This window comes from Shewanella sp. MF05913 (assembly GCF_059758095.1).
The window spans coordinates 27188-42058 of the sequence record NZ_JCAYNT010000017.1; the positions used below are offsets into that span (position 1 = coordinate 27188).

General features: G+C 42.4%; 9 protein-coding genes. 3 read left to right on the forward strand and 6 right to left on the reverse strand.

Features of this window, described 5'->3' with window-relative positions:
- Window positions 1–252 precede the first annotated feature (252 nt).
- Window positions 253–3438, forward strand: coding sequence for an amidohydrolase family protein (locus AC19MV_RS17350; RefSeq protein ID WP_498309144.1), 3186 nt, complete (start codon window positions 253–255; stop codon window positions 3436–3438).
- A gap of 88 nt (window positions 3439–3526) precedes the next feature.
- Here AC19MV_RS17350 and AC19MV_RS17355 read toward each other — a convergent pair whose 3' ends face one another.
- The gene (locus AC19MV_RS17355; RefSeq protein ID WP_498309145.1) at window positions 3527–4090 is read right to left on the reverse strand and encodes a DNA-3-methyladenine glycosylase I; all 564 of its coding nucleotides are present in this window, start codon (window positions 4088–4090) and stop codon (window positions 3527–3529) included.
- Window positions 4091–4202: 112 nt separating this feature from the next.
- Between AC19MV_RS17355 and glyQ the strand changes: the two genes are divergently transcribed.
- Both glyQ and glyS read left to right on the forward strand, forming a co-directional pair.
- Entirely contained in the window at window positions 4203–5108 is a 906-nt protein-coding gene (glyQ, locus tag AC19MV_RS17360; protein ID WP_498309147.1) for a glycine--tRNA ligase subunit alpha, read from the forward strand.
- A 9-nt stretch (window positions 5109–5117) separates the two neighbouring features.
- Complete coding sequence (gene glyS, locus AC19MV_RS17365) at window positions 5118–7202, forward strand: glycine--tRNA ligase subunit beta (protein ID WP_498309148.1); 2085 nt, start codon at window positions 5118–5120, stop codon at window positions 7200–7202.
- Between the two features lie 129 nt (window positions 7203–7331).
- Here glyS and AC19MV_RS17370 read toward each other — a convergent pair whose 3' ends face one another.
- The 5 genes from AC19MV_RS17370 to dnaA form a co-directional block, all read right to left on the reverse strand.
- Window positions 7332–8384 (reverse strand): HDOD domain-containing protein, encoded by a 1053-nt coding sequence (locus tag AC19MV_RS17370; protein WP_498309149.1) that lies wholly within the window; start codon window positions 8382–8384, stop codon window positions 7332–7334.
- Between the two features lie 122 nt (window positions 8385–8506).
- Window positions 8507–10924 (reverse strand): DNA topoisomerase (ATP-hydrolyzing) subunit B, encoded by a 2418-nt coding sequence (gene gyrB, locus AC19MV_RS17375; protein WP_498309151.1) that lies wholly within the window; start codon window positions 10922–10924, stop codon window positions 8507–8509.
- A 15-nt stretch (window positions 10925–10939) separates the two neighbouring features.
- On the reverse strand, window positions 10940–12022 hold the full coding sequence (gene recF / locus AC19MV_RS17380) for a DNA replication/repair protein RecF (RefSeq protein WP_432403319.1): 1083 nt from the start codon (window positions 12020–12022) through the stop codon (window positions 10940–10942).
- An 88-nt stretch (window positions 12023–12110) separates the two neighbouring features.
- Complete coding sequence (gene dnaN, locus AC19MV_RS17385) at window positions 12111–13211, reverse strand: DNA polymerase III subunit beta (protein WP_432403321.1); 1101 nt, start codon at window positions 13209–13211, stop codon at window positions 12111–12113.
- Window positions 13212–13229: 18 nt separating this feature from the next.
- Window positions 13230–14615, reverse strand: a complete 1386-nt coding sequence (dnaA, locus tag AC19MV_RS17390; RefSeq protein ID WP_432403323.1) for a chromosomal replication initiator protein DnaA — start codon at window positions 14613–14615, stop codon at window positions 13230–13232.
- Window positions 14616–14871 lie beyond the last annotated feature (256 nt).

Sequence of the window (14871 nt, forward strand, 5' to 3'; positions counted from 1 at the left end):
CATTTAAGCCTTCCCAATTACACTTCACTCATTTGATACCTGTAAATGACTCACAGGTATGCATGTTAACGTTTGTCATTAATTGAAACAGATTTGTTGTACACCTTATCGAGAATTTATGCGATAAAGGTATCATTCACACTACAAACGCAGTAAAGCTTACCCTAAAGAGCATCGCAACAATGCTCATTGACTAGGATACTTAGCTTGATTAACTCCACGAAAATAAAAATGAAACGGATAATCGACTCTATGTTTACTCATAAACTAACACCACTTTATACCGCTATTGCTCTCTCGCTTGGCATGAGCACAGCAAGCTTTGCCACTGAAGATGACACAACTAAATGGCAAGTGAACGCACCCGAAAATGCCCCACTAGAAAAAATTGACATCAATGTCACCGAAGGGACCTGGATGAACGTCAATGTGTCACCAGACGGCAAAAATATTGTATTTGATCTGCTAGGCGATATTTATCAAATGCCGATTTCGGGTGGTGAAGCTAAGCCTCTTGCTCAAGGTATTGCTTGGCAAATGCAACCTGTTTACAGTCCAGATGGAAAACACATTGCCTTTACCACTGATGAAGATGGCGGAGATAATATCTGGATTATGGATGCAGACGGCGCAAATCCACATCCTGTCACCAAAGAAACGTTTCGATTACTCAACAGCCCAGCATGGAGCCCTGACTCACAATACCTTGTAGCTCGTAAACATTATACTGGTACTCGCAGTTTAGGCGCGGGTGAAGTATGGATGTATCACGTTGCTGGCGGTGAAGGCGTTAAATTAACCGAACGCCCAAACGAGCAAAAAGATTTAGGTGAACCAGCCTACTCACCAGATGGTCGCTATATTTATTTTAGCCAGGACGCCACGCCAGGAAAAACCTTTCACTACTCTAAAGACTCAGTAAAAGGCATTTATAAAATTAAGCGTTATGACACTCAAACTGGCGATATCGAAGTATTGATTGAAGGTACCGGTGGCGCAATCCGCCCAACTCCAAGCCCAGATGGCAAAACATTAGCGTATATTAAACGCGATGGATTCCAATCAACGCTTTACTCACTTGATTTAAAGTCAGGTGAAGAAACTAAACTGTACGACAAGCTTGACCGCGATATGCAAGAAACCTGGGCTATTCATGGTGTTTACCCAACAATGTCATGGACCAAAGACAACAAGCACATAGTATTTTGGGCCCAAGGCAAAATTAATAAACTCGACGTAGACAGTAAAAAAGTCAGTGACATTCCATTTAGCATTAAAGATCAACGTGACATCCAGCCGGCAGTTCGTTTCACGCAAAACCTAGATCAAGATGAATTTGATGTCAAAATGCTACGTATGGCTCAAGTATCACCTAACGGCGAAAAAGTCGTATTTGAAGCATTAGGTAAGATTTGGATACGCGATATTAATGGCGGTAAACATCAACGCCTTACTCGTTTAGACAATGATATTAACGAGCTATTTCCGCAGTGGTCGCGCGACGGCAAAGATGTTGTATTTACTACCTGGAATGATCAACAACAAGGCACGGTGAGTGTGGTGAGTGCACGTGGCGGCAAAGCAAAAGTATTAACCAGTGAACCGGGTAAATACGTTGAGCCGACCTTCTCACCAAACGGCGACTATATTGTTTATCGTAAAGCTCGTGGCGGTTATATGACACCACGCACCTGGTCGCAAGAACCCGGTTTATATAAAGTGGATATCAAAGGTAAACAAAATACCAAGCTGACAGCGAGCGGTCATCAACCACAATTTGGTGCAGACTCGGACAGAGTGTATTTTATGGATTTTGGTAAAACTCCAGAGTTTGCTTCAATCGGTATGAATGGCTTTGAAAAACGTACCCATTACACCAGCGACCACGCAACAGAGTTTCGTTTATCGCCAGATGGTGAACATTTAGCCTTTGCAGAACGCTTTAGAGTATATGTTACCCCGTTCGCTAAACATGGTGAAACCATTGCCATCGGACCTAAAGCCACTAACTTACCGGTTAGCCAACTAAGTGCCCGTGCAGGTGAAAGTATTAGCTGGAATGGTAAAAACAACCAACTGTATTGGACATTGGGCCCAGAGCTTTATCAAGCCGATGTCGACACTCAATACACTAAATCAGACAAAAAAGTAGAACCGAAAGTGACTGCCATTGGCTTCAAAGATAAAGCAGATGTTCCACGTGGAACAGTTGTATTTGTCGGTGGCAAAGTGATTACCATGGAGAATGATCAAGTCATCGATAATGGTGTTGTCATTGTAAAAGACAATAAAATTAGCCAGGTTGGCGATGCGACATTAGCGATCCCAGAGGGCGCAGAAGTTATCGACATCAGCGGTAAAACTATTATGCCGGGGTTATTTGATGCCCATGCACATGGTGGACAAGCAGATGATGAAATTATCCCGCAACAAAACTGGGCATTATATTCAGGCTTGTCACTTGGGGTGACCTCTATTCACGACCCATCAAATGATACCACCGAAATTTTTGCTGCATCTGAGCAACAAAAAGCAGGTAAAATTGTTGGCCCACGTATATTTTCTACGGGTACCATTTTATACGGTGCAAACCTACCTGGTTATACCTCGCACGTAGATTCATTAGATGACGCAAAGTTTCACCTGGAGCGTCTTAAAAAAGTGGGTGCATTCAGTGTCAAAAGCTATAACCAACCTCGTCGAGATCAGCGTCAGCAAATTATTGCCGCGGCGCGTGAACTTGAAATGATGGTGGTTCCGGAGGGCGGCAGTTTATTACAACATAACTTATCAATGGCCGCTGACGGACACACAACTTTAGAACACTCATTACCTGTGGCCTCTATTTACAGTGACATTAAACAGTTCTGGAGCCAAACAAAAGTTAACTACACACCAACACTTGTCGTTTCATATGGTGGCATATCAGGTGAACATTACTGGTACGACAAAACGGATGTCTGGGCTCACCCACGCTTAAGTATGTATGTCCCGCATGAAATTTTAGACGCTCGATCAATGCGCAGAACCACCGCGCCAGACGAGCACTATAACCACTTCAATGTTGCCAGAGTGGCCAATGAACTGAATGATTTAGGTGTTAAAGTTAATATTGGCGCCCATGGTCAGCGCGAAGGTTTAGCGGCTCATTGGGAGATGTGGATGTTCGCGCAAGGCGGTATGAGTAATATGGATGTACTCAAAACGGCGACGATTAACCCTGCTACTACCTTTGGCATGGATCATCAGTTAGGATCAATTAAGCCAGGTAAATTAGCCGACTTAATTGTCATTGATGGCGACCCATTAACGGATATCCGTAGCACAGATAAAGTTACCTACACCATGGTAAACGGTAAGTTGTTCAACTCAGAAACAATGAACGAATTAAATGGTGATAAGCAAAAGCGTAAAGCGTTTTTCTTTGAAAAAATCTAACTATCTCACTCTAATAAAGTGAATCAAGTAAACAGGGTGTTCCACGTGGAACACCCTTTTTTATTATCGGAATCAGTATCGAAAAGATTTAAAACTGACCGTAACAATGACAATCTGTCGTATGGTCGTTCACCATTCCAACGGCCTGCATAAACGCATAACAAATAGTCGGACCAACAAAGTTAAAGCCAAGTTTTTTCAGTGCTTTAGACATCGCTTCAGATTCTGAGGTTTGGGCTGGAACTTGGCTTAATGACTCAAACTGGTTAACCCTAGGTACACCACCAACAAAGCTCCATAAAAAAGATGAAAAATCATTACCCTGCTCTACAAAGGCAATATACGCTTTGGCGTTTTTAATGATCGAATTTATTTTTAATCGATTACGCACAATACCGGGCTCTAGCATTAGTGCCTCAACTTTTTCTTGGTCAAACTCAACAATCAGACTTGGCTCAAAACCAGCAAAGAGTTGCTGGTAGTTTTGTTGCTTTTTTAAAATGGTAATCCAAGACAAACCAGCTTGCTGACCATCTAAACACAGTTTTTCAAAAAGGTGATTAGCATCATATTCAGGTCGGCCCCAAACCGTATCGTGATAATGTTGATATAAAGGGTCTTCACTTACCCAGCCACATCGGTTAACTTGCATGGTATGGTTCCATTAACGTATTTATGAATACGTTAAAAAATAACCTACATCTGCCTTGCTCTACAAGGTATAATCATTAACATTTTCTATTAATAGCCTGACAGTAGTAGACATGACGACGAAACACGACGTAAAGACATTTCAAGGGTTCATCCTAACCCTGCAGGAATATTGGGCGCAGCAAGGTTGCGCAATTGTCCAACCACTCGATATGGAAGTTGGTGCTGGTACTTTCCACCCGCAGACGTTCTTACGCTCATTAGGCCCAGAGCCAATGAGTAGCGCATATGTGCAGCCGTCTCGCCGTCCTACTGATGGACGCTATGGTGAAAACCCAAACCGCTTGCAACATTATTACCAATTCCAAGTGGTATTAAAGCCATCACCAGACAATATTCAAGAGCTTTACCTCGGCTCACTAGAAGCCCTAGGTATTGATACTCAAGTGCATGATATTCGTTTTGTTGAAGACAACTGGGAATCACCTACACTGGGTGCTTGGGGTTTAGGTTGGGAAGTGTGGCTTAACGGCATGGAAGTGACTCAGTTTACGTATTTCCAGCAAGTGGGCGGTATTGAATGTAGCCCAGTAACGGGTGAGATCACTTATGGCCTTGAGCGTTTAGCCATGTACATTCAAGAAGTCGACAGTGTGTACGATCTTGTTTGGACCGACGGACCACGTGGTCGTGTAACCTACGGTGACATTTTTCATCAAAACGAAGTTGAACAATCAACATATAACTTCGAACATGCCGATGTCGACTTTATGTTTACCCTATTCGATCAATGCGAAAAAATGTGCATGCACTTATTATCGCTAGAAAAACCTCTACCACTGCCTGCTTACGAGCAAGTAATGAAAGCCTCTCACGCTTTTAACTTACTTGATGCTCGCCATGCCATTTCAGTAACTGAACGCCAGCGTTACATCTTACGCGTTCGCACCATGGCTAAAGGTGTTGCAGAATCTTATTATCAAGCACGCGAAGCGCTTGGCTTCCCAATGTGTAAGTAGAGGTCACCAATGAAATTTGAAAACTTACTTATTGAAGTGGGAACAGAAGAGTTACCGCCAAAGTCATTACGCACTCTAGCAGAATCTTTTTTAGCGAACTTTACCGATGAACTCACCAAAGCAGATATCCCCTTTGACTCTGCGCTTTGGTATGCAGCGCCTCGTCGTTTGGCCATCAACGTTGTAGGCCTTGCCCTTGCTCAAGCAGATAAAGTCGTTGAAAAACGCGGCCCAGCAGTCAGCTCAGCATTTGATGCTGATGGTAATCCAACCAAAGCAGCTCAAGGTTGGGCACGTGGTAACGGTATTACTGTTGACCAGGCTGAACGCTTAGTCACCGACAAAGGTGAATGGTTAGTTCATCAAGCTAAAGTGGTGGGTGTTGAGACTAAAAGCCTAATTGCAGATATGGCACAACGTGCGCTTGATAAATTACCGATCCCAAAGCCAATGCGTTGGGGCAGCAATAAAACGCAATTTATTCGCCCTGTTCACACTGTGACCATGTTATTAGGCAGCGAATTAGTTGCGGGTGAATTATTGGGTATTAAATCAGACCGAGTTATTCGCGGCCACCGTTTTATGGGTAAAGCAACATTTGAGCTAGACCATGCAGACAACTATTTAACTGCGCTAAAAGAGCAAGGTAAAGTGCTGGCTGATTATCAGCTACGTAAAACCTTAATCAAAGCAGACTCTGAAGCAGCAGCGGCCAAAATTGGTGGTGTAGCCGATATACAAGAAGACTTACTTGAAGAAGTAGCATCATTGGTTGAATGGCCAATAGTGTTAACGGCTAGTTTTGAAGAAAAGTTCTTAGCGGTGCCGTCTGAAGCCCTTGTGTATACAATGAAAGGCGATCAGAAATACTTCCCTGTATTTGATAAAACCGGCAACTTATTACCTAACTTTATTTTCGTTACCAATATCGAATCTAAAGATCCACAACAAATTATTTCAGGTAATGAGAAAGTGGTTCGCCCTCGCCTAGCCGATGCTGAATTCTTCTTTAACACTGATAAAAAGCACACGCTAGAGTCACGTTTAGCCAGCCTTGAAACCGTCGTGTTTCAAAAGCAACTTGGTACTCTTAAAGCACGTGTTGAGCGAATTTCAACACTAGCAGGGTTTATTGCTACCAAGCTTGACGCCCAAGGTGTTAGCACAAACAGTGCTGATGCAAGCCGCGCCGGCCTATTGTCTAAAACAGACTTAATGACCAACATGGTGATGGAGTTTACTGACACCCAAGGCACCATGGGGATGCATTATGCTCGCCTTGATGGTGAAACTGAAGCGGTTGCTATTGCACTTGAAGAACAATACAAACCTAAATTCTCAGGTGATACGGTACCAACAGCAAGCGTGTCTTGTGCTGTTGCGTTAGCTGAAAAGCTAGACACCTTAGTGGGTATTTTTGGCATTGGCCAGGCACCTAAAGGGGCTGCAGATCCATTTGCACTTCGCCGTGCTGCTATCGGTATTTTACGCATTATTGTTGAAAACAATTTGCCGCTAGACTTAGTAGACCTGATTGCTAAAGCCCAAGCGTTACATGCTGATAACGTCAGCAATGCCAATACAGCTGAAGACGTACTTGAATTTTTAATGGCACGCTTCCGTAGTTGGTACCAAGATAAAGGCATTCAAGTTGATGTGATTTTAGCAGTATTAGCTCGTCGCCCTACGCGTCCTGCCGATTTTGACAGTCGCGTTAAAGCCGTATCACACTTCCGTGGTTTAGAGGCCTCAACGGCGCTTGCTGCTGCCAATAAACGAGTTTCTAATATCTTGGCCAAAGTTGAAGGTGAACTGCCTGCAAACATCAACCAAGCGCTATTAGCAGAAACCGCTGAAAAAGCATTAGCCGATAAACTCGCACAATTACAACCGCAGTTAGCACCACTGTTTGCCAATGCTGATTACCAGCAAGCATTAACATTACTAGCCGATTTACGTGAAAGCGTGGATCAGTTCTTTGAAGATGTGATGGTTATGGCTGACGATGAAGCATTAAAAAATAACCGTTTAGCGTTGTTAACCAATCTTCGTGAGCAGTTCTTACATGTAGCGGATATTTCACTTTTACAATAATGTGATATTGCAGCAATAAAAAAGCGCCGAAAGGCGCTTTTTTTTATTCATTTTTAATATTAAGAGTAAAACGTAACCCTCACCACATTGATAACTTTCAATGCTCAAAACACAAATTTAAAATCAGATTTAAAACTCAATCAGTTTTTGATGTAGCGCCGCAAATTCTTGTTCGCTCATTTCCACTTGCGCTAATAATACCGCCAATGCTGATTGCGGTAATTTATCGACTTGCTGCAGCATAGAACACTCACTAATGATATTTGCTTTCCAGATGAGTAACGTCATTTCATCATCGGGTTTAATATTAGTATTCGCCAACAACGTTAACGGAGCTTCAAAGTGTTGTGGTAACTGCCAATAACGCGCTAACAATGCACTGAGTGTTAACGATTTGCTGGTCATTACCTGTTTAAACAGCATTGAACTAGGCTGTTCACCGGGTTCAGCCTGGTAAAATGCATCGACCAACATTTTAAAAATCGCAATTTTTCCCACATCATGGAGTAACGCAACTAAAAAGGCGCGTTCGCGTTGTTCTGGGATCGCTAATTCACTGGCTAAAAACGCCACCTGCATTGAATGGCGCCAAATTTCCGCACCAAAACGTCTGAAATATATTGGCTTAATATCAATCATTTCACGCGCTAAACAACTGGTAATAAACTGTCTCAGTTGTTGTCTACCCACTTGAACTAGCGCTTGTTGAATACTGGTGACGTCATGTTCTGCTCGTTTAAACACTGGTGAATTACACAGTTTAAGCACTTCAATACACAACAGTGGGTCTTGCTCAATTAACTGAATTAACTCTTGGATATCAATATTATCATCGGCCAGTTTTCTGTCTAATTCGAGTATTTTACTCGGTAGCTTCAACACATTATCTGCAATGGCTTGTGGTGAACTTAATGCCTGCTCAATTTTTTGCATCACATTGCGTTCTAAATTATTAGCGATACCCGTTGTGCTCGTTTGGGCACTGGCAAACAAAAAGCTGTAAAACAACGCAGATAAATCTAATTGCGACTCTACCGCGAGTTTAGGGCTCACTTCAATAGTCGGCTTTACGGCTGACTTTGGAGATTGCTGGCGTTTCTCGACCGCTGTGCGGCCAGTAAATTTTACTTGTTCATTGCGGTCACGGATATTAAACAGCTTCTTAAAAAAACTAGTTACCACAATAAAGAGCCTTATAAAAATGAGTTGATGAAGATTATATTTACCACAGTTGATTTAATTAATCATAGCAATAAAAACAAAAATGGGCGCCATAAGGCACCCATTTATTTTAATAAGACGTGCTACACGTCTAAGTTAGCCACGTTTAATGCGTTAGTTTCAATAAACTCACGACGAGGCTCAACTTGGTCGCCCATTAAACACGTAAATAACTGGTCAGCAGCAACAGCATCATCAATGGTAACGCGTAACATTCGACGAGACTCAGGATCCATTGTAGTTTCCCACAACTGCTCAGGGTTCATTTCACCCAATCCTTTATAACGTTGAATATATAACCCACGTTTTGCTTCGCTCATGGTCCAATCTAACGCATCTAGGAAGCTTTCAACTTCTTTGACACGTTCACCACGTTGTACATAACCACCTTCTTCAATCATACCGTCTAGTGCAGCGCCAAGCTTGGCAATACGCTGATAATCTGTAGATGTAAAGAAGTCGTAACCAAATAAGAAATTGGTATCAATACCATGCTTACGGATTGTCACACTTGGAATATAGACTTTACGTTCAGGATCCAGCATGACATTAGCAGAGAAAATAATACCGCTGCTTTCACGCTCAACTAAATCATCGATAAAGGTTTTGCACCAGGTTGTCATTTTCGCTTCGTCACTGAGCATCTCTAACGTGACTTCTGGATGATACAACATGCGATCGGTTAGGTTCATCGGGAAACGTTTTTCTAAACGCTTAATGATTTTCTCAACTTCACGATACTGGCTAACCAAACGCTCTAACGGTTCACCACTCATGCCCAATGCACCTTGGCTTGGGTAAACGTGAGTTCCGTCTAACGCTTGTGTAGTTAAATATTCCGTTAACGCTAACTCATCTTTTAAATATTGTTCTTGTTTGCCCTTTTTAACCTTATACAGTGGTGGCTGTGCGATATACACATAACCACGCTCGATAAGCTCAGGCATTTGACGGAAGAAGAAGGTCAACAGCAATGTACGAATGTGCGAGCCGTCGACGTCAGCATCGGTCATGATAACAATGTTGTGATAACGGGTTTTATCTGGGTTGTATTCGTCACGGCCAATACCACAGCCTAATGCAGTAATTAGCGTTGCCACTTCTTGTGAAGATAACATCTTGTCAAAACGTGCTTTTTCTACGTTTAAGATTTTACCTTTAAGCGGAAGAATCGCTTGGTTTTTACGGTTACGCCCCTGCTTGGCTGATCCGCCAGCAGAGTCACCTTCCACTATGTATATTTCAGAAAGACCAGGGTCTTTCTCTTGGCAATCGGCTAGCTTACCTGGCAAACCACCTAAATCTAATGCGCCTTTACGACGGGTCATTTCACGCGCTTTACGTGCAGCTTCACGAGCACGGGCAGCATCAACAATTTTGCCTACAATCAGCTTAGCATCTGCTGGGTTTTCTAATAGGTAGTCATTTAACTGCTCACCCATTGTTTGTTCTACAGCACTTTTCACTTCGCTCGAAACCAGTTTATCTTTAGTTTGCGAACTAAACTTAGGATCTGGCACTTTAACAGAGATAACTGCGGTTAAGCCTTCACGAGCATCATCACCGGTAGCACTGGTTTTACCTTTTTTGTTAAACCCTTCACGTTCCATGTAGTTATTTAAGTTACGTGTTAACGCACCACGGAAGCCGGCTAAGTGAGTACCACCATCGCGCTGTGGGATGTTGTTAGTAAAACAGAAAATGCTTTCTTGGTAACCGTCGTTCCACTGCATAGCAACTTCGACAGTAATGCCATCTTCACGCTCTTGTGAAAAGTGGAATACGTCTTTGTTAATAGGTGTTTTATTGCGGTTTAAGTAATTTACAAAGGCACTAATGCCACCTTCATATTTAAAGAATTCGTCTTTGTTATCACGTTCATCAACTAGGCGGATACCCACACCTGAGTTTAAGAAAGATAATTCACGAACACGTTTTGCTAAAATTTCGAAATGGAATTCAACATCGGTAAATGTGTCACTACTTGGCCAAAAACGAAGTTCAGTACCGGTTTTAACTGCATCACCAATTTCTTTAATCGGCGCATCTGGCACACCATGAGTATAAAACTGCTCATAGACTTTACCGGCACGACGAATAGTTAACTGTAATTTTTGCGATAATGCGTTAACAACTGACACCCCCACACCGTGAAGACCACCAGACACTTTGTAAGAGTTATCATCAAACTTACCGCCGGCATGCAATACCGTCATAATAACTTCGGCTGCAGATACTCCCTCTTCCTCATGGATAGAAACAGGAATACCACGACCGTCATCTTTTACAGAGACAGAACCGTCTGAGTGAATAGTAATGGTGATATCGCTACAATGGCCGGCTAAAGCTTCATCGATAGAGTTATCGACCACTTCGAATACCATGTGATGAAGACCTGTGCCGTCATCAGTATCACCAATGTACATACCAGGTCTCTTACGGACTGCATCAAGGCCTTTTAATACCTTGATACTCGAAGAATCGTAACTATTCTCTGACATATTTCTCTCTCGTTGTTATTCAATAACCGTTACTTGCCCATGCTCCACATGAAACATCCTGTTGGGAGGGCTAGATAACGAATCGACTATTGCTAGCGGATCAATTGCGGTGACAAAAATTTGCGCACCGGTTTCGGTTAACTGCTGTAGCAATAGCTGCCTATGCTGTGCATCCAACTCTGACGGTAAATCGTCGACTAAATAAATACTGTTTTTATCTAGTTGTTGTTTGAGCAACTTTCCCTGTGCAATACGCAGTGCACAGACTAATAATTTTAATTGTCCACGGGATAGCGCATCCTGCACTGGTAAGTTCCCCACCCGCAAACGTAAGTCTGCTTTATGAGGGCCGCTACCCGTGTTACCTGCCGCTACATCTCGCGAATATTGGTTTTCAAGTAATTGCGCAAAATCCGTTTTACTGTCCCATCCTCGGGTAAAAGAAACCTTAATATCAACCTGAGGTAAAAACCCTCTTATTATACCCTTTAGTAGCTCATTTAACGAGTCTACATATCGATTTCGTATGTCGGTGACTTGTTCAGCATACCGCACCAGCTCCTTATCCCAAAATTGTATTTGGCTATAGGGTGCTTGATTTCTAAGCAACTGATTGCGCTGCTTTAATACCTTGCGAACATTCACCCAGGCTTGGTAAAAATGCGGGTCAGAATGAAAGGCTCCCCAATCAATAAATTGCCTGCGAGCTTTTGGCCCTTCAAACAACAAAGAAAAACTTTCAGGAGTGATAACTTGAATTGGCAGGGTTTCAGCTAATGTCGATAAGCGTTTGACTTTTTCGCCGTTAATTTTAACTTCAATATCACCACTACGGTGACGCCTAAGCCCTATTTTACAGTCGTTGTCGTCTTGTACTAAATTGGCGAACAGGGTTAATTTATCGTCATCATTATTGATAACCCGCTGTGATAGATGGCTGCGGAACGAGCGTCCCATGCCTAAAAAGTATATCGCCTCTAAAATACTGGTTTTACCGCTGCCGTTTTGACCGTAAATCAAGTTTAACCCATCACTTGGGTTAAGCGTTGCTGCGGTAATATTACGAAACGAGCCAATGGTAATGCGCGATAAACTCATGAACACCTATTGTGATAACTCAATAAAACAGTAGAGACAAAGAAGGTGCTTTGCAGCACCTTTCATATAGTCAGTAAACAATAACGTATTACAGACGCATTGGCATCACCACGTACATAGAATCTTCTTCTTTGTGGTTCTCAATTAATGCACTCGAATTTCCGTCAATGAGTGTTATACGCACATCATCACTGGCTAAGTTATTGAGCACATCAAGCAGATAACTGACATTGAAGCCTATTTCTAGTTTGTCAGAATCATAATCTACATCAATGATTTCTTCGGCTTCTTCTTGCTCAGGATTATTCGCTGTTATCTTTAATAAACCGGGCTCAAGCTGAATACGCACACCACGAAACTTCTCGTTAGATAAAATAGAAGCGCGGGTTAATGCTTGTTTTAGCTGATTTCGACTCGCAATAACGATTTTGTTGCCACCTTTAGGCAGCACACGGCGATAATCAGGAAAACGACCATCGACCAATTTACTGGTGAATACTGCTGAATGAGTAATTGCACGAATCGCATTATCACCTATCGCAATAGTAATATCTTGGTCGTCGCTATCAAGTAAGCGCGCCATTTCAACCACACCTTTACGCGGCACAATCACTTGTTTTTCAGGTAAGGTGGTCTCTAAGGTTCGATGACTTAGTGCTAAACGGTGACCGTCGGTAGCAATAGCGCGTAATACATTGCCTTCGGTTTCAAACAATAAACCGTTGAGGTAATAACGCACATCTTGGTTAGCCATTGAAAACTGGGTAGAGTCAATAATCGACTTTAACACGCCCTGCTTTAAGCTAAATTCAATATCCGCTTGGAAAGCTTCAACGTTAGGATAATCTTCAGCTGGAAGTGTTGCCAATGAAAAACGGCTACGACCTGAGCGCAACAACCATTTGTTATCTTGTTGCTCTACTTTTAATTCGCTTTGTTCTGGTAGTGACTTAACAATGTCGAGTAACTTTTTAGCTGGCACAGTGGTTCGGCCAATACTAATATCACCATGGATGGCAGCTTGGCCTACCAATTCAACCTCTAAATCCGTACCAGTTAGCTTAAGTGAGTCTTCACTAACTTCAACTAATAAATTAGCTAAAATAGGCAGGTTATGTCTGCGTTCTACCGCGCCACACACTAGTTGCAGCGGCTTTAATAGGGCGTCCCTATCAATTGAAAATTTCATCGTTCTACATTCCCTGAATTAAGAAGACAGAGTTCTAATCAAGTTAGCGTAATCTTCTTTAATGTCATGACTCTCTTCGCGCAATTGCGCAATTTTACGACAAGCATGCAATACCGTCGTATGGTCACGACCACCAAATGCATCGCCAATTTCTGGCAAACTTTGGTTAGTGAGTTCTTTAGATAGCGCCATCGCCACTTGTCGTGGTCTTGCCACACTGCGTGAACGACGTTTAGACAGCATATCTGCCATTTTAATTTTGTAGTATTCAGCAACTGTCTTCTGAATATTGTCTATAGTGACTAATTTTTCTTGCAGTGCCAAGAGATCGCGTAACGCTTCACGTACAAAATCAATGGTGATTGGACGACCGGTGAAGTTGGCGTTAGCAATAACGCGGTTTAACGCACCTTCAAGCTCGCGTACGTTTGAACGTAAACGCTTAGCAATAAAGAAGGCCACTTCATCAGGCAGGTTAATACCGCTCTCTTGTGCTTTACGCATTAAAATCGCTACGCGGGTTTCTAATTCAGGTGGCTCGATGGCAACCGTTAACCCCCAACCAAAGCGAGACTTTAAGCGATCTTCTACCCCGTCGATCTCTTTTGGATAACGGTCAGAAGTTAAAATAATTTGGTGGTTACCTTCTAATAATGCGTTAAAGGTATGGAAAAACTCTTCTTGAGAACGATCTTTGTTCGCAAAGAATTGAATATCGTCAATAAACAGGGCATCGACACTGCGATAATAACGTTTAAATTCTTCGATGGCGTTATTTTGTAAGGCTTTAACCATGTCCTGTACAAAACGCTCAGAATGCATGTACACCACTTTAGCATTAGGATTATTTTTAATGATCCCGTTACCGACTGCGTGTAATAAATGTGTTTTACCTAAACCGGTGCCGCCATATAAAAATAGTGGGTTATACGCACCACCTGGGTTTTCAGAAACTTGTAATGCGGCCGCTTTGCCTAATTGGTTTGATTTACCTTCAACGAAGTTATCAAACTGATAAGTAGGGTTAATATTACTGCGGTGGTTGGCATTAATAATGGGTTCTGCTTGGGTATTAAATGACGTAGTGCCAACTTGAGCTCTGGTTTGGCTGCTAACAGGCTTAGCGGCTACTGGAGCGCGGACAACAGGACGTGCAGACGGACGGCTACCAATATCAAAACGCAACTTAGGTGCATCACTGCCCATTTGCTCGGTGAAGAATTGATTAATGATATTAATGTATTTATCGCGTACCCAATCCAGTACGAAACGATTTGGCGCATACAAAACCAGAGTATCACCATCCATTTCAGCTTGTAACGGACGGATCCACATACTGAACTGCTGCGCTGATAACTCGTCTTGCAGTCTGCCGATACATTGTTGCCAAAGTGAAACCGCCACTTATTTATCCCCAAATATCTTTAGTCAAAGGAGGTGTATTCTATAGTGAGATCACAATGATCGCTATCCTTAAAAACAGATTTATCCCCAGCGGGATCATTCGGTGTGGATATCTGGGATCATCAAAGATCAAAATCGATCCATTAATTGCAAATATCATGCAAATCCAGCTTTATTAACCGATCCACATTGATCTATAATACACTAACTTTGATCTACTGAAACGAGTAAAGATCCACAAGATATAGTGTCTGTA